We start from the raw sequence: 15,726 nt of genomic DNA, 5'->3' as shown, positions 1-15,726 counted from the left end.
TGAAAATGACTGTCATGAAAGCTCGACGACGCCCGATACGCCTGACCGCAGCCGCCGCCGCTCTGGGCCTCGGCGCCCTCGCCCTGACCGGGTGCGGGAAGAGTTCCGCGAGCGGTACGACGGAGGACGGCAAGCTGCGGGTCGTCGCGTCCTTCTACCCCATGCAGTACCTCGCCCAGGAGATCGGCGGGAAGCACGTGGCGGTCGAGAACCTCACCAAGCCCGGCACCGAGCCGCACGACCTGGAGCTCAGCCCGCAGCAGACCGGCGAGCTCAGCAAGGCCGGCCTCGTCGTCTACCTCAAGGGGCTCCAGCCCGCGGTGGACGAGGCCGTGCAGCAGTCCGGCGCGAAGCACGTGGCCGAGGCATCCGCGTACACCTCCCTCGAAAAGCACGGCGACGACGTACACGGCGAGGAAGAGCACGGCGGACACGGCCACGAAGGCCACGGCGGCCACGACCACGGCGGCAAGGGCCACGGCGAGGAGGGTCACGAGGGCCACTCGCACACCACCGAGGGCGGCCAGGACCCGCACATCTGGCTGGACCCGGTGCGTTACGCGCAGGTCGCGGAGGGTGTCGGCAAGCAGCTCGCGAAGGCCGACCCGAAGCACAAGGCGGAGTACGAGAAGAACACCAAGTCACTGGTGGACCGCATCGGTTCGCTGGACGAGAAGTTCGCCAAGGGCCTCAAGGGCCGGAAGACCGACACCTTCGTCACCACGCACGCCGCCTTCGGCTACCTCGCCGAGCGGTACGGGCTGCACGAGGAGGCCGTCGCCGGCATCGACCCGGAGTCCGAGCCCAGCGCGGCCCGGATGAAGGAGCTCCACGACATCGCGAAGAAGGACAAGGTCGGCACCGTCTTCTTCGAGGACACCGCGAGCGACAAGACGGCGAAGACGCTCGCCTCCGACCTGAGCCTGAAGACCGGCGTACTCAGCCCGCTGGAGACGGTCAAGGACCCGTCGAAGGACGACTACCTCTCCGTGATGGAGAAGAACCTCACCGCGCTCCAGGGCGCGCTCGGCGCGAAGTGACCCAAGCAACCCAGGTGACCCGCGGGGTGACCGACATGACCCGCCGGAAACAGCGCGGGACAATCGAGCTCCGGGGGACGGCCGCAGGCACCGGGGCGACGGAGGAAGGCGAACGCCCATGACCGCACCGGAGAGCGCCATATCGGAGGGCTCGATACGGGAGACCCCGACGCAGGAGACTCCCGTACGGGACGGCGCGGCGGCGACCGACAGGTCACCGGAGGCCCCCGACCCCGCCGCCCCCGCCATCGCGCTGCGTGACGCGACCGCCTCGCTCGGTACGCGGCCCGTGCTGCGCGGCATCGATCTGACCGTGGGGCGCGGCGAGGTCGTCGCGCTGCTCGGCGCCAACGGCTCGGGCAAGTCGACGACGGTACGCACGGTGATCGGCCAAGTACCGCTCAGCGGCGGCAGCCTGGAGCTGTTCGGCACCCCGCAGGCGCGGTTCCGCGACTGGCGGCGGGTCGGCTACGTGCCGCAGCGCTCCACAGCGGCGGCCGGAGTGCCGGCCACGGTGCGCGAGGTCGTCTCCTCCGGGCGACTGGCGCGGCGCAGGATCGGTCCGCTGCGGCGGGAGGACAAGCGCGCCGTCGAGCGGGCGCTGGACCTCGTGGGCCTCGCCGACCGCGCGAAGGACTCGGTGAACGCCCTCTCCGGCGGCCAGCACCAGCGCGTGCTCATCGCCCGCGCGCTGGCCGGTGAGCCCGAACTCCTGTTGATGGACGAGCCGTTGGCGGGCGTGGATCTGCACAGCCAGCAGGTGCTCGCCGGCGCGCTCCGCGAGCAGGTGGCCCAGGGTGCCTCGGTGCTCCTGGTACTGCACGAACTGGGCCCGCTGGCGCCGCTGATCGACCGCGCCGTGGTGCTGCGGGACGGCCTGGTCGAGCGCGTGGACCGGCCCGAGCAGCTCCACGACCCCGCCTGCCACCACCCCGACGACGCCGAGGCCGAGTCCGGCGCCGCCACGATCGAGAGCGGACTCCTGACGTGATCGAGCTGCTGGACTTCCCCTTCATGCAGCGCGCCCTGCTGGCCGCGCTGCTCGTCGGCATCGCCGCGCCCGCCGTGGGCATCTACCTCGTACAGCGCCGCCAGGCGATCATGGGCGACGGGATCGGCCACGTCGCGCTCACCGGCGTCGCGCTGGGCTTCCTGCTCCAGAAGAACCCGGTGTGGACGGCGGTGCTGGTCGCGACCGCCGGCGCGATCGCGATGGAACTGATCCGCTGGTACGGGAAGGCGCGCGGGGACCTGGCGCTGGCCATGCTGTTCTACGGCGGCATGGCGGGCGGCGTCATGATCATCAACCTCGCCGACAGCGGCTCCAACGCGAACCTGACCACGTACCTCTTCGGCTCGATCACGACCGTCTCGCCGTCCGACGTGGTCGCGATCGTGTGCCTGTCGGTCTTCGCGCTGGTGGTCTCGCTGGGGCTGCGGCGGCAGCTCTTCGCGGTGTGCCAGGACGAGGAGTTCGCGCGGGTCACGGGCCTGCCGGTGCGGCTGCTCAACCTGCTGCTCGCGGTCACGGCCGCGGTCACCGTCACGGTGGCCATGCGGGTCGTGGGGCTGCTGCTGGTGAGCGCGCTGATGGTGATCCCGGTGGCCGCGGCGCAGCAGGCCACCCGCGGGTTCGCGGCGACGCTCGGCTTCTCGATCGGGATGGGCGTACTGGTCACGCTGTCCGGCACGACCGCCTCGTACTACGCGAACGTGCCGCCCGGCGGCACCATCGTGCTGCTGGCCATCGCCGTCTTCGCGCTGGTGACGGTGCTGGCGGCGCCGCTCGCGCGGCGAAGGGCGCGGCGGGCGCGTGCTCTTGCGGACGCGGAGGCCGCCGAGGCCGGGGAGCCGGGGGCCGGCATTTCCTCCCCGCCCCCGGAGTCCTCGGCTCCGGAGGGGAGCGGTGCCGTACGGGCATGACGCCTCGGCCGTAAGGCCCGCTCCTGGTGTGCGCCTGGCACAATGACGGTGCAAGGCACAGCACCAGGAGCACGCACCACGAACGAAGGAGACAGCGTGGCCACCGCAGGTCCCCCTGTCCGCGGCCGGTCGACCCGGCAGCGCGCGGCCGTTTCCGCGGCGCTGGCCGAGGTCGAGGAGTTCCGCAGCGCGCAGGAGCTGCACGACATGCTCAAGCACCGCGGGGATTCGGTCGGGCTGACGACTGTCTACCGCACCCTGCAGTCGCTCGCCGAGGCGGGCGAGGTCGACGTGCTGCGCACCGACGAGGGCGAAGCGGTCTACCGCCGCTGCCACAGCGACGACCACCACCATCACCTGGTCTGCCGCGCATGCGGCAAGGCCGTCGAGGTCGAGGGCCCCGCGGTCGAGAAGTGGACCGAATCGATCGCCGCCGAACACGGCTTCGTGGACGTCGGCCACACGCTGGAGATCTTCGGCACGTGTGGAGACTGCGCCGCCCAGCGCTGACGTCCGCACGCTGATTCCGCTCAACGCGCTGATTTCCGCTCAACGCACGGTGGGGCGCCCCTGAAGTCCAGGGGCGCCCCACCGTCGTGTCGGCTGCTACTTCGCGCCGCCGAAGCGCCGGTCCCTCTTCGCGTACTCCAGGCACGCGTCCCACAGGTCGCGGCGGTCGAAGTCCGGCCACAACGTGGACTGGTAGACGTGCTCGGCGTAGGCGCTCTCCCAGATCAGGTAGTTGGAGGTGCGCTGTTCGCCGGAGGGGCGGAGGAAGAGGTCCACGTCCGGGATGTCCGGGTAGTACAGGTACTTCTGGAACGTCTTCTCGTTCACCTTGGACGGGTCCAGCCTGCCCGCCTTCACGTCCTCGGCGATCGCCTGCGCCGCGTCCGCGATCTCCGCGCGCCCGCCGTAGTTGACGCAGAAGTACAGCGTCATCGCGTCGTTGTCCACGGTCTGCTCCTGCGCGACCTGGAGCTCCTGCACGACCGACTTCCACAGCTTCGGCATCCGGCCGACCCACCTGATGCGGATGCCCAGTTCGTCCATCTCGTCGCGGCGGCGGCGGATCACGTCCCGGTTGAAGTTCATGAGGAACTTCACCTCCTCCGGAGAACGCTTCCAGTTCTCGGTGGAGAAGGCGTACAGCGAGAGGTTCTTGACGCCCATCTCGATGCACCCCTTGAGCACGTCCATCACGACGCCCTCGCCGACCTTGTGGCCCTCGGTGCGCGGCAGCCCGCGCTCCTTGGCCCACCGGCCGTTGCCGTCCATGACGATCGCCACGTGGTTCGGAACGATCTCGGCGGGGATCTCCGGAGGACGGGCGCCCGAGGGGTGCGGTTCGGGGGTGACGTACTCGCGACGCTGCCGGGACAGCATTCCGCGACGTGCCATGCGTGTTCAGCTCCAGGGTCGGTACGGGAACGGGGTCACTGACGGACAGGTGGGCCGAGCGTAGCCGGTCAGGACGGCTCGGGTTGTGCGGGGCCGCTCGCATGGTTCGCCGTGCGCCCCACGTACCGCAGTGAGCGCAGTCCGCGCTCCAAGTGCCAGTGCAGATAGGCGGAGACCAGCCCGTTGCCCTCCCGCACGTGCCGCCCCTCGGCCGCGTCCGCGGTCTCCCAGTCGCCGCTGAGCAGCGCGGCCAGCAGCCGCAGCGCCTCGGGCGACGGTACGACGCTGCCGGGCACCCGGCAGTCGGGGCAGACCGTGCCGCCCGAGGCGACCGAGAAGAAGCGGTTGGGCCCCGGCAGGCCGCACTTGGCGCAGTCCTCGAAGCTGGGCGCGTAGCCGCCGACCGCAAGGGACCTGAGGAGGAACGCGTCCAGGATCAGACCCGGGGCGTGCGCCCCCTGCGCGAGGGTGCGCAGGCCGCCGACCAGCAGCAGATACTGCTGGACATTCGGCTCGCCCTCGTGGTCGGTGAAGCGCTCGGCGGTCTCCAGCATGGCCGTGCCGGCCGTGTACCGGTCGTAGTCGCCGACGATGCCGCGCCCGTACGAGGCGATCGTCTCGGTCTGCGTGCAGAGCGGGAGACCGCGCCCGACCAGCTCGCTCCCCCGCGCGAAGAACTGCACGTCGACGTGGCTGAAGGGCTCCAGCCGCGCCCCGAACTTCGACTTCGTACGCCGTACCCCGCGGGCGACCGCGCGCACCCGCCCGTGTGCACGGGTGAGGACGGTGATGATCCGGTCCGCCTCCCCGAGCTTCTGGGTGCGCAGCACGATGCCGTCGTCGCGGAACAGACTCATGCGCCCATTGTCCCTTACGGCCGCGTGACGATCATCGTTGCGCCTCCTCGTGCCAGGCCGTACGGAGGACCGCGATCAGCTCGCGTGCGGTGTCCACGCGGCAGCAGCCCAGCTCGACCAGCGGCTTCGGCGGGCTGCCCGCCAGGGTCAGCACGTCGGCGCCGAGCGAGGGGAGCGTGATGCCGTGCGCGGCCAGGACCGTACGCAGTTCCGCTACGCAGTCGTGGACGCCGTCGGGGTTGTACATGGAGCGCACCTTTCCTGTGCGTTGAGTGACGAACACATCACACAGTGAGGGCGGTCGGCGTACCGTGACAGAGGTAAAGGCTCCCGGCCGTTAGGCGTGAAACGGGCACGCAGAGTTGTGGATGTACGGGGAACTGCCGGAGCGCCACGGGATCGACCGGACCGGAAATCGGCGGTGACCGACCATGCCACGCCCCAAGGACATCGACGGCTCAGCGAGCCTCCCCACCTTCTACGGCAAGGAGCTGCGCTGGAAGCGCGAACAGGCGGGCTTCACCCAGCAACGCCTGGTGGACGGCAGCTTCTACGGCGCGACGCACCTGAGCGAAATCGAGCGCGGAGAGCGGCGGATGCCGCTGGATCTGGCCGAGCATGTGGACCGGGTGCTGGGGACGGATGGGTTCTTCGCGAGGCGGTGCGAGGATGTGCGGAAGGCGCGGAGGGCGGGGCACGCCGGGTACTTCGAGCAGGCGTTGGAGGCGGAGAAGCGCGCAGCGAGCATTGAGGAGTGGAGCCCCGCCCTGTTCCCCGGGCTGTTGCAGACCGCGGCGTACGCAACGGCTGTGGTGGAGGCGACGCACCCCCTCGAAGGCCCCGAGGAAGTAGAGGCCAAGGTCAACGCCCGTCTGGCACGGGCCGACCTGTTCGAGGCCGACCTCAAGTCGCCGAGTTTCTGGGTCGTGTTGCACGAGACGCTGTTGCGGAACTCGATCCTGCCCTCCCAGGCGATGGCTGAGCAGCTAGACCACATCGCCAGCCTGGCGAAGCGTCGCCGGATCATTCCGCAGATCCTGCCCTGGAACGCAGGAGCGCACCCGTTCATGACAGGCATGGCCACACTCATGACCTTCAGCGACAGCCCGCCTCTCGTCTACACGGAGTCGTTGCACTGTGGCGACTGCATCGACGATCCAGCGCTCGTACTGGAATACCGGAGGTCGTACGATCTGCTCAGGGCCGCCGCTTTGCCACCAAAGGCGTCCCGCGCCATGATCGAGGACGCGGCAGAGGATTTCCGAAATGGCAAGCAACCAGGTCGACTTGAGTAACGCCGTCTGGCGGAAGAGCAGTCACAGCAACGGCTCTGGCGGGAGTTGCGTCGAGGTCGCCGACGGCGCCCCCGGCACAGTCCCGGTCCGGGACAGCAAGAACCCGGACGGGCCCGTCCTCGCCTTCGGCGCCAACGCGTGGACCGCGTTCATCGCGGGCATCCGCTCGGCATGAATGGCTTACCCAGCCCGACTTGCTGGCGCAAAAGCACCTACAGCAACGGCGACGGCGGCGACTGCGTAGAAGTCGCCGAGCACCTGGCAGGCGCTCACTGGCGCAAGAGCACACACAGCAACGGCGACGGCGGCAGCTGCATCGAGATCGCCGAAGACTTCCCCGGCGCCGCTCGCTGGCGCAAGTCCAGCCACAGCAACGGGAGCGGCGGCAACTGCATCGAAGTCGCCGACCACCTGACCGGCACGGTCCCCGTCCGGGACAGCAAGACCCCGGACGGGCCCATCCTCGCCTTCGGCGCCGACGCGTGGACCGCGTTCATCACGTACGCGACCTCAACTCACGCCTAAATCCGCGTACTCGGCGCGGACCGCATCCCGCACCCCCTCGACCGCCGCGAGGCGCGGGGCTAGGCGGACGCGGTCGGCGCCTGGGGCAGCCAGCAGCTCGGTCAGGACGCTGACCAGCCACGCGAGGTCGATCCACAGGCGCGGGGCAGCGAACAACGCGCCGAGTTCCGCGTCGAGCCGCGGCCAGTCGCCCAGGCCCGCGAAGGCCACCACGCGCCGACACACGTACGCGTCGGCCCGCCATTCCGACGGGTCGAGCTGCCGGACCGCCGAACGCCACAGCGGTCGGGCGACCACCGCCCCTTCGGAACCGTGCACCGCCAACGCGAGCCGGTACGCATCGTCCGTGCGCCGTGCGAGGTCCCAGAGGCCCAGCTTGCGGTATGCCCAGCCCAGTTCGTGCAGACCCGCGAAGTCCGTGACAGCGCGCAGTGCCATGACCGCCTCCTCCGGGCGCCCCTCCAGCAGCAGAAGCTCGGCGCGCCTGTGGTGCACCCACGATGGGTCCACCGCCAGCTCGGCGCAGCGGGCGAGGTCGGCCTGCGCCTGCTCCAGCCGCCCGACAGCCAAGCAGGTCAGCACACGGTTCATCAGAAGCCACGGCTTGTCGGAGTCCAGGTCCAGCGCGCGATCCAGGTCCGTCAACGCCTGCCGGTAGGAGCCGAGCTCGTGCAGCACCGTGCCACGGCAGCCAAGACACCACGCGTAGTCCGGCTCCAGCTCCAAAGCCCGGTCGAAGCACTCGCGCGCCTCAGTCAGTCTCCCCAGGCACCGCAACGCGTCCGCACGGCGGCTGAGCACCCACGCGCTGTTCGGCAACAGGCCGGCGGCCCGGTCCGCATCGGCGAACGCCTCCTCGTAGCTCCCCCGCAAAGCGTGCACCCAGGAACGCTGGGTCAGTGCCCACGCGTAGTCCGAGTCGAGCTCCAGCGCCCGGTCGAGGTCGGCCAGCGCCTCCTCCGTGCGCCGCAGACCGGCGTAGGCGACGCCCCGGCTCGCATATGCCGAGGTGTACTCCGCCTGGATGCGGATCGCCCGGTCGAACTCGGCGATCGCCTCCTCATACTGGCCCACGGCCCGCAGCGCGTCGCCCCGTTCGCAGGCCGCGAGCGCCGACTCGGGGTCCAGCCTGACGGCGCGGTCCAGGTCTTCCAGCTGCCGCGTGCGGTCCTTGAGCGAACGCCACAGCCGCGCCCTGCGCAGCAGCGGCCAGACGCTCTCGGGTGCGATCCCTATCGCCCGGTTGAGGTCCTGAAGCGCCTGGTCGTGGTCGCCGAGGCCGTGCCGCGCGTCGCCCAGCGCGGCCCAGGCCTCCGCTTCGCCGGGTTCCAGCTCGACCGCCCGGCTCAGATCACGTACGGCTGCCTCGTAAGCGCGCAGCGCACGGTGGCATTCGCCGCGCTGGAAGAGGTGCCGGGCGGTCCGCGGCGCCAGCTCGACCGCGCGGTCCAGGTCGGTGACGGCAGCGGCGAAGTCGCGCAGTCCCATGCGGGTCAGGCCCCGTCCCGCATGGGCCCGCTCCGACGCGGGATCGAGGGCGAGGGCCGCGTCGTACTCCGCAAGCGCCCGCTCGTACTCGCCGGTCTTCCGCAGCTCGCTGCCACGCAGTCGGCGCACCAAGGACTGTTCAGCCACCCCGAACCCGGCCCTGTCCAGCAGCAGTTGGAGCGCCGTGAGGGTGCCGCCGTCCGCGAGCGCGGCGCCGAGCTCCCGGCCCCACCGCCCCGGCGCCTCCGCGTCGGCGTCCTCCCCCGCCTCCGCGAGGAGCAGGGCCCATTGGCGGGCCGCCGTCTCGCCCGCGTCGCAGGAGAGGGCGAAGTCCCGCAGGGCGTCGGGGAGTTCTCCGCGCGGGGCCGCGCACAGCCGGTGGTACGACTCCGCGAGGCGCAGTTCCCGCCATGCGGCGTCGGCCCACAGCTCGCGGCCGGGGCGGCCCGCTTCCTGTTCCGCGCGCCACGTCGCGAACGTCTCCGCCAGCCGCGCATGCCGCTCCGCCCATCCCCGCGGCGAATGCGCCCGCTGCAAGCGCAGCATCGGCTTGCGTACGACGTCGTGGTACTGGACGCGGTCGGGGCGGTCGCTCACGAAGGGCAGTGAGCGCAGCCAGGCGAAGAGGGCGGGGGCCTCCTCCGCGGTGCACTGGGCCGCCGCGCGGAAGACGTCCGCGTCCAGGCGCCGCGGCAACGCGCAGGCCAGCGCGACCTCGCGCCGCGCCGGGTCCCGTTCCCACTTCAGGAAGCGGTCGACGGCCGTCGCGCTCGGGTCGCCCACGTCGCCGGGGTCGGCGGGGCGGCTCTCGGCGAGAGTGGAGACCAGGACCGGGAGGCCGCCGGAGAGGCGCAGCACCTCCTCCACGACGGGCTCGGCCAACACGCCCTTTCCGGCGAGGAGTCCGCGCGCCTCCGCCTCGGTGAAGGGGCCGAGCGGCACGTCCGTCACGAAGTCCGCGTAACCGCCCCAGCGGGCCGTGTCGAAGGCGCGCTGTCCTGCCGTCACGACCACGACGTTGGCGGGCAGCGCCCCGTACCGGTCCGTCGTCATCAGCTCGCACAGCCACCCGTCCAGGAACGGCGCGGTCCTCTCGTACGTATCGAAGAAGAGGACCAGCCACGGCGCGCAGTCGGCCGCCTCGGCGAGCTCCTTGAGCAGGATCGGGGTGAGGACCCGTTCCGGGGAGAGCACGAGTTGTACGTCGTCCTGGCTGCGCAGCCGTGCGCTGAGGCCCGCGCGCAACCGGTCCGCGCCGTGGGCGAGTTGAGCCGGGTCGACCGCCCCGGCGAAGGGGCCGACGCCGGGGATCATGCCGAGACCTACGAGGCCGGCGCGGGCGGCGGTCATGCCGGCCGGTGAGGGCGCCGGTTCCGTGTCCAGCGCCGCGAGGGACGCGGCCTCCGCCTCGTGGCGGCGCTCGCGGTGCGCGGCGAGCATGCGGTCGAGCTCCTTGAGGCGGTGGTCCTGGCGGGCGAACTGCCGGCTCAGCGCCGCCATCGCCTCGGGTATGCCGCCGGCGGCCTCATCGACGTACGCCGTCAGCGCGCCGCGCTCCGCTGCCAGTTGCTCCAGTTCGCGCACGAGGTACGTCTTGCCCACGCCCGCGTCGCCGTGGATGTGGAAGAGGAAGCGGTGCCGCTCGTCCTGCGGCGGCACGTCGAAATTGGCGCGGAACGCCGCGAGTTCCTCGCGACGGCCGACGAAGCGGGTGCGGAGGCGTGCGCGGATGAGGTCCTGCATCGACGGCTGTTCGCGGCCCATGCCGGTTCACTTTATGACCCCCGACGACTGCTGACTCCGCTACGACGGCATGCGCGCTTCCGCCAGCAACCGGTCGATGTCCTCCGCCGGGATCCCCAGCGTGTCGCCCATGGCCATCAGCACGACCCGCTCCTGCGCGCGGTACAGGCCGTCCGCGAGGGCGATCCGCGCGCCCTGGAGCAGCAGCCCCTCGCGGCCGGCGGGCGCCAGGTGCGGGGCCAACGGGGCCAGCGCCTCGTGAAGTTCGATCTCGACGGGGACTCGGGACTCCGGGCCGACGGGGCTGGACGCCCCGGCGGGGCCGCAGCGCAGCGCGGCGAGCAGCGCCGTGAGCTGCTCCTCCGTGCACTCCGGATACCCGGCGGAACGGACCGCCTCCACCGCCGCCTCGCGCGCCGCCCGCGCGTCGCTGCCGCCCGCGGCGAGCACCGCGAGGGCGACCGCGTGCACCGCGTCCCGCAGCATCGCCGAAAGCCGCGTCGTGGTGGGGTGGTCGAGCGCGTCGGGCGGGAAGTGGCCCTGGCACGCGGCGCATTCGAGCACCGGGCCCGCGCTGCCGCGCGGCATCACCGGCACGCCCAGCAGCACGAAGCGGCGGCTTCCCGCGCGCCGACGGTAGCTGCGGTCGCCGCCGCAGCCGGGGCAGAAGAACTCGCCGTCGGCGAGCGTGCGCCAGGCGGTACGGGTACCTGCCAGGCGGCGGACCCGGCCGCGGACACGGAGAGGATCAGTGCCGTGGAACCCGGAACGCATCACGCCGCACCTCCGTCACGATTCGGCAACGCTGCCGTTGTGAACGTGATGTTAACCACATACCCGATGCGGCGTCAGCACCCCGTACGGCCTCCGCGGCGGGCCCGAACGGCCGCAGGGGCGGGACCTGCGGTCCCGCCCCTGCATGTGATCCGCACCTGATCTGCGGACGGACGCTTCACGCGCCCGTGGTCTCAGCGCCGCGCGCGGTTGACCGCGGAGACGACCGCCTTGATCGAGGCGCGCACGATGTTGGCGTCGATGCCGACGCCCCACAGCACCTGCCCGTCGATGGCGCACTCGATGTAGGAGGCGGCCTGCGAGCCCGCGCCCTCGCTCATCGTGTGCTCGACGTAGTCCAGCAGCCGTACGTCGACGTCGATGGCGTGCAGGGCGTCGAAGAACGCGGCGAGCGGCCCGTTCCCCGTGCCCTCCAGCACGGTGTCCTCGCCGTCCACGGTGGCCTCGACGGTCAGCGCGTCCTTGCCGTCGGCCGTGCTGGAGGTCTGCGCGCTGCGCAGCGCGATGCGGCCCCAGCTCTTCTCCGGGGTGGGCAGGTACTCGTCCTGGAAGACCTCCCAGATGTCGGCCGGCGTGACCTCGCCGCCGTCCGCGTCGGTGCGCGCCTGGATGATCTTGGAGAACTCCACCTGCATGCGGCGCGGCAGGTCCAGGCTGTGCTCGCCCTTGAGCACGTACGCGATGCCGCCCTTGCCGGACTGCGAGTTGACCCGGATCACGGCCTCGTACGAACGCCCCACGTCCTTGGGGTCGATGGGCAGGTACGGGACGTCCCACTGCTCGTCGTCGAAGTCCCCGCCCTTCTCCTTGGCGCGGACCTCCATCGCCTCGAAGCCCTTCTTGATGGCGTCCTGGTGGGAGCCGGAGAAGGCGGTGTAGACGAGGTCGCCCGCGTACGGGTGGCGGGGGTGTACCTCCATCTGGTTGCAGTATTCGGCGGTCCGCTTGACCTCGTCGATCTGCGAGAAGTCGATCATCGGGTCGACGCCCTGCGAGAACAGGTTCATGCCCAGCGTGACCAGGTCGACGTTGCCGGTGCGCTCGCCCTGCCCGAACAGGCAGCCCTCGACGCGGTCGGCGCCGGCCATGACGGCCAGCTCGGCGGCCGCGACCGCGGTACCGCGGTCGTTGTGCGGGTGTACGGACAGGCAGACGTGCTCGCGGCGTGACAGGTTGCGGCCCATCCACTCGAAGCGGTCCGCGTGCGTGGAGGGCGTCGAACGCTCCACCGTGGCGGGCAGGTTGAGGATGATCTCGCGGCCCTCCTCGGGCTGCCAGACGTCCATCACCGCCTCGCAGATCTCCAGCGCGAAGTCCAGCTCGGTGTCGGTGAAGATCTCCGGGCTGTACTGGTAGCCGAACGTGGTGCGGTCGTCCAGCAGCTTCTCCGCGTACTCCATGACCAGCCGCGTGCCGTCCACCGCGATCTGCTTGACCTGCTCGCGGGTGCCGCGGAAGACCACCTCGCGGAAGGTCGGCGCGGTGGCGTTGTAGAGGTGGACGGTGGCACGGCGCGCGCCCTTCAGGGACTCCACGGTGCGCTCGATCAGCTCTTCGCGCGCCTGGGTGAGGACGGAGATCGTCACGTCCTCGGGGATCGCGTCCTCTTCGATGATGGAGCGTACGAAGTTGAAGTCGGTCTCACCCGAGGAGGGGAAGCCGACCTCGATCTCCTTGTAGCCCATCTTCACCAGCAGGTCGAACATCTCCCGCTTGCGCGCGGGCGACATGGGGTCGATCAGCGCCTGGTTGCCGTCGCGCAGATCGGTGGAGAGCCAGCGGGGCGCCTGGGTGATGCGGTTGTTCGGCCACGTCCTGTCGGGGATGTCCACGGCCTCGTACTGGCCGTACTTGTGGAAGGGCATCCCGGAGGGCTTCTGCAGATTCCGCATGATGCGTGGGGCTCCTGATCGCGGAGAGGATTCCGTCTCCGCGTAGTGGGCTTCGGGGACCGACGACGGCAGCACCAGACTCCGCGGGGAGGGGGTCGGCCGTGTGACTACAGACCCTCGCCGCGGCAGCTAAGGAGAAGCAGCCCGTAACGCATGGTCCCTACAGGTTACCGGAGTGACGTGATCCGGCCAGGGGTGTATCACGATGCGGGATAGCGCATGGCTGCCCAGCGCGGGAGCCCCGCACCGGTTCCTGTACGCCATCGAGCGAATCATGGCCGCAGACGGTGACAGCCTCATGGCCCGGTGCCACATTGCCGGGTATGAGCCCACACTCCACGCGAAACCACGTGTTCTGCACCATTGTCCCGCCACACATGCTGGACACCATCGCGCGCGGCGAGAACGCCGACTTCGCGAGCCAGGCGAGCCGCACCCTGCGCCTGGACGCCTACCACCGGACCGACCGCCGCACCGGCACGCTGCGCATGGCGTACGAGACCGCGCAGCCCGAGGCGGCAGGAGAGGAGCAGAAGCCCAACAGGACCATCTACGACGCCCAGCACAAGCAGAGCCTGCCGGGCAAGAAGATCCGCACCGAGGGCGGCAAGCCGTCCAAGGACGCCAGCGTCAACCGCGCGTACGCGGGCCTCGGCGCGACCTTCGAGCTGTACCTCGCCGCGTTCAAGCGCTACTCCATCGACGGCCGCGGCCTGCCGCTGAACGCGTCGGTGCACTTCGACGAGAAGTACGACAACGCCTTCTGGGACGGCAAGCAGATGGTCTTCGGCGACGGGGACGGGGAGCTCTTCAACGACTTCACGCTGCCCGTCGACGTCATCGGGCACGAACTCACCCACGGCGTCACCCAGTACACCGCCAACCTGGAGTACTTCTCCCAGTCCGGCGCGCTCAACGAGTCGGTCTCGGACGTCTTCGGCTCGCTCATCAAGCAGTACGGACTCGGCCAGACCGCCGACCAGGCGGACTGGCTGATCGGCGCCGGGCTGCTGACCGAGCGCGTGCAGGGCGTCGCGCTCCGCTCGATGAAGGCCCCCGGCACGGCGTACGACGACGACGTGCTCGGCAAGGACCCGCAGCCCGCCAAGATGGAGGACTACGTGCACACCGGCAGCGACAACGGCGGCGTGCACATCAACTCGGGCATCCCCAACCACGCGTTCTACGTCCTCGCCACCGAGCTCGGCGGGCACGCGTGGGAGCGCGCGGGCCAGATCTGGTACGACACGCTGACCGGCGGGCACCTCACCAAGGACGCGGACTTCGCGGAGTTCGCCGCGGTCACGCTGACCAGCACCACCGCGCGGTACGGCGAGGGCGGCGCCGAGCACGACGCGATCGTCAAGGCCTGGTCCGAGGTGGGGGTCACCCCGAAGAAGAACGGCTAGTACGCGTGCGGGAGTTCGGCGCGTATCGGGGTGAGGATGGACCCATGCGTATTTCCGTCACGCGCACCGGAGGATTCGGCGGACTGACCCGCAGGGCGACCCTGGAGACAGCGGGCCGCCCGGACGCGGACGAGCTCGCCGCGCTGGCACGCGAGGCCGTCGCGCACGGAAGGGGCGAGCGCCCCATAGGAGTGCCCGACGGCTTCCACTACGAGATCGAGGCCGACGGCGACGTCGGCTACTGCGCCGACCCGCGGCTGACCGAGGCCCAGTCGGAGCTGATCAGCCTGGTGCTGAAGGAAGGGAGCTGAGCGCTTTTCCCGGCCGCCCTGCGCCGCCTCAGCTCCGGAGGAGCTCAGCCTCCCCAGAGGGACTCAGCCTCTAGAAGCCCAGGCGGCGGAGGGCCTTCGGGTCGCGCTGCCAGTCCTTGGCGACCTTGACGTGCAGGTCGAGATAGACGGGCGTGCCGAGCAGCGCCTCGATGTGCTTCCGCGACCTGCTGCCGACCTCCTTGAGCCGCTTGCCCTTGGGGCCGATCACGATGCCCTTCTGGCTGGGCCGCTCCAGGAACACCTGGGCGTGGATGTCGATCAGCGGCTTGTCCGCAGGGCGCCCCGCGCGCGGGGCCATCTCCTCGACCACGACCGCGATGGAGTGCGGGAGTTCGTCCCGTACGCCCTCCAGCGCGGCCTCCCGGATCAGCTCGGCGATCATGACCTGCTCGGGCTCGTCTGTCAGGTCGCCGTCCGGATACAGCGGCGGGCCCTCGGGCAGCAGCGGGACGAGCAGATCGGCGAGCAGCCGCACCTGCTGGTCGGCGACGGCGGAGACGGGGATGATCTCCTGCCATTCGAAGCCGAGCTCGCGCGCGAGCTGGTCGACGGCGAGGAGCTGCTGGGCGAGGCCCTCGGAGTCCACCAGGTCGGTCTTGGTGACCACGGCGACCTTCGGGGTGCGCTTCAACTCGGCCAGCTCGGCGGCGATGTACCGGTCGCCGGGGCCGATCTTCTGGTCGGCCGGCAGGCAGAAGCCGATCACGTCGACCTCGGCCCAGGTGGTGCGCACCACGTCGTTCAGCCGCTCGCCGAGCAGGGTGCGGGGCTTGTGCAGGCCCGGGGTGTCCACGAGGACGAGCTGCGCCTCGGGGCGATGCACGATGCCGCGCACGGTGTGCCGGGTGGTCTGCGGACGGTTGGAGGTGATCGCGACCTTCTGCCCCACCAGCGCGTTCGTCAGGGTGGACTTGCCCGCGTTGGGGCGGCCGACGAAGCACGCGAAGCCCGAGCGGTGCGGCGGGGCCTCGGCTGATTCGGGGGCGGGGGAAGGTGCGCTCATGCGCTCCATTGTCCCCGATCGCC

At 70.8% G+C, this 15,726-nt stretch carries 16 protein-coding genes; 9 read left to right on the top strand and 7 right to left on the bottom strand.

Features of this window, described 5'->3' with window-relative positions:
* The first annotated feature begins 5 nt into the window (after window positions 1–5).
* From ABEE00_RS10580 to ABEE00_RS10565, 4 genes are all read left to right on the top strand, one after another.
* A complete protein-coding gene (locus ABEE00_RS10580) occupies window positions 6–1,040 on the top strand; it encodes a metal ABC transporter substrate-binding protein (RefSeq protein ID WP_451918545.1) in 1,035 nt (344 codons plus the stop codon).
* Between the two features lie 118 nt (window positions 1,041–1,158).
* The gene (locus tag ABEE00_RS10575; protein ID WP_345745080.1) at window positions 1,159–2,031 is read left to right on the top strand and encodes a metal ABC transporter ATP-binding protein; all 873 of its coding nucleotides are present in this window, start codon (window positions 1,159–1,161) and stop codon (window positions 2,029–2,031) included.
* Window positions 2,028–2,963, top strand: coding sequence for a metal ABC transporter permease (locus ABEE00_RS10570; RefSeq protein ID WP_345745079.1), 936 nt, complete (start codon window positions 2,028–2,030; stop codon window positions 2,961–2,963). Before ABEE00_RS10575 ends, ABEE00_RS10570 begins: the two co-directional genes overlap by 4 nt.
* A 96-nt stretch (window positions 2,964–3,059) precedes the next feature.
* Window positions 3,060–3,473 carry a Fur family transcriptional regulator gene (locus tag ABEE00_RS10565; RefSeq protein WP_345745078.1) on the top strand — a complete coding sequence of 138 codons (414 nt, stop codon included), beginning with the start codon at window positions 3,060–3,062 and terminating at the stop codon, window positions 3,471–3,473.
* 96 nt (window positions 3,474–3,569) lie between these two features.
* On the opposite strand, the gene ABEE00_RS10560 is transcribed toward ABEE00_RS10565, so the two are convergent.
* The 3 genes from ABEE00_RS10560 to ABEE00_RS10550 all read right to left on the bottom strand — a co-directional run bounded on the left by ABEE00_RS10560 (window position 3,570) and on the right by ABEE00_RS10550 (window position 5,468).
* Entirely contained in the window at window positions 3,570–4,364 is a 795-nt protein-coding gene (locus tag ABEE00_RS10560) for an isoprenyl transferase (protein WP_345745077.1), read from the bottom strand.
* 68 nt (window positions 4,365–4,432) lie between these two features.
* Entirely contained in the window at window positions 4,433–5,221 is a 789-nt protein-coding gene (gene recO, locus ABEE00_RS10555) for a DNA repair protein RecO (RefSeq protein WP_345745076.1), read from the bottom strand.
* 31 nt (window positions 5,222–5,252) lie between these two features.
* Window positions 5,253–5,468: a hypothetical protein gene (locus tag ABEE00_RS10550; protein ID WP_345745075.1), complete on the bottom strand. Its 216-nt coding sequence runs from the start codon at window positions 5,466–5,468 to the stop codon at window positions 5,253–5,255.
* A 184-nt stretch (window positions 5,469–5,652) separates the two neighbouring features.
* Here ABEE00_RS10550 and ABEE00_RS10545 point away from each other — a divergent pair, with 184 nt between their 5' ends.
* The 3 genes from ABEE00_RS10545 to ABEE00_RS10535 are packed head-to-tail and all read left to right on the top strand — an operon-like array spanning window position 5,653 to window position 7,041.
* Window positions 5,653–6,516, top strand: a complete 864-nt coding sequence (locus tag ABEE00_RS10545; protein WP_345745074.1) for a helix-turn-helix domain-containing protein — start codon at window positions 5,653–5,655, stop codon at window positions 6,514–6,516.
* A complete protein-coding gene (locus ABEE00_RS10540) occupies window positions 6,488–6,691 on the top strand; it encodes a DUF397 domain-containing protein (protein WP_345745073.1) in 204 nt (67 codons plus the stop codon). The genes ABEE00_RS10545 and ABEE00_RS10540 overlap by 29 nt, the downstream gene beginning before the upstream one ends.
* Window positions 6,688–7,041, top strand: a complete 354-nt coding sequence (locus tag ABEE00_RS10535) for a DUF397 domain-containing protein (RefSeq protein WP_345745072.1) — start codon at window positions 6,688–6,690, stop codon at window positions 7,039–7,041. Before ABEE00_RS10540 ends, ABEE00_RS10535 begins: the two co-directional genes overlap by 4 nt.
* Here ABEE00_RS10535 and ABEE00_RS10530 read toward each other — a convergent pair.
* From ABEE00_RS10530 to leuA, 3 genes are all read right to left on the bottom strand, one after another.
* Window positions 7,027–10,293 carry a tetratricopeptide repeat protein gene (locus tag ABEE00_RS10530; RefSeq protein ID WP_345745071.1) on the bottom strand — a complete coding sequence of 1,089 codons (3,267 nt, stop codon included), beginning with the start codon at window positions 10,291–10,293 and terminating at the stop codon, window positions 7,027–7,029. The genes ABEE00_RS10535 and ABEE00_RS10530 overlap by 15 nt on opposite strands.
* A gap of 39 nt (window positions 10,294–10,332) precedes the next feature.
* Complete coding sequence (locus ABEE00_RS10525) at window positions 10,333–11,046, bottom strand: TerB family tellurite resistance protein (protein ID WP_345745070.1); 714 nt, start codon at window positions 11,044–11,046, stop codon at window positions 10,333–10,335.
* Window positions 11,047–11,240: 194 nt separating this feature from the next.
* Entirely contained in the window at window positions 11,241–12,959 is a 1,719-nt protein-coding gene (gene leuA / locus ABEE00_RS10520) for a 2-isopropylmalate synthase (protein ID WP_345745069.1), read from the bottom strand.
* Between the two features lie 323 nt (window positions 12,960–13,282).
* Here leuA and ABEE00_RS10515 point away from each other — a divergent pair, with 323 nt between their 5' ends.
* On the top strand, window positions 13,283–14,368 hold the full coding sequence (locus ABEE00_RS10515; protein WP_345745068.1) for a M4 family metallopeptidase: 1,086 nt from the start codon (window positions 13,283–13,285) through the stop codon (window positions 14,366–14,368).
* Between the two features lie 44 nt (window positions 14,369–14,412).
* The gene (locus tag ABEE00_RS10510) at window positions 14,413–14,679 is read left to right on the top strand and encodes a protealysin inhibitor emfourin (RefSeq protein ID WP_345745067.1); all 267 of its coding nucleotides are present in this window, start codon (window positions 14,413–14,415) and stop codon (window positions 14,677–14,679) included.
* A gap of 70 nt (window positions 14,680–14,749) precedes the next feature.
* Here the strand turns inward: ABEE00_RS10510 and era are convergent, their stop codons facing one another.
* The gene (era, locus tag ABEE00_RS10505) at window positions 14,750–15,712 is read right to left on the bottom strand and encodes a GTPase Era (protein ID WP_451918544.1); all 963 of its coding nucleotides are present in this window, start codon (window positions 15,710–15,712) and stop codon (window positions 14,750–14,752) included.
* Window positions 15,713–15,726: the final 14 nt, after the last annotated feature.

The organism is Streptomyces odontomachicola, from assembly GCF_039605595.1.
GTDB lineage: Bacteria > Actinomycetota > Actinomycetes > Streptomycetales > Streptomycetaceae > Streptomyces.
This window is presented reverse-complemented; position numbering and strand designations above follow the sequence as displayed.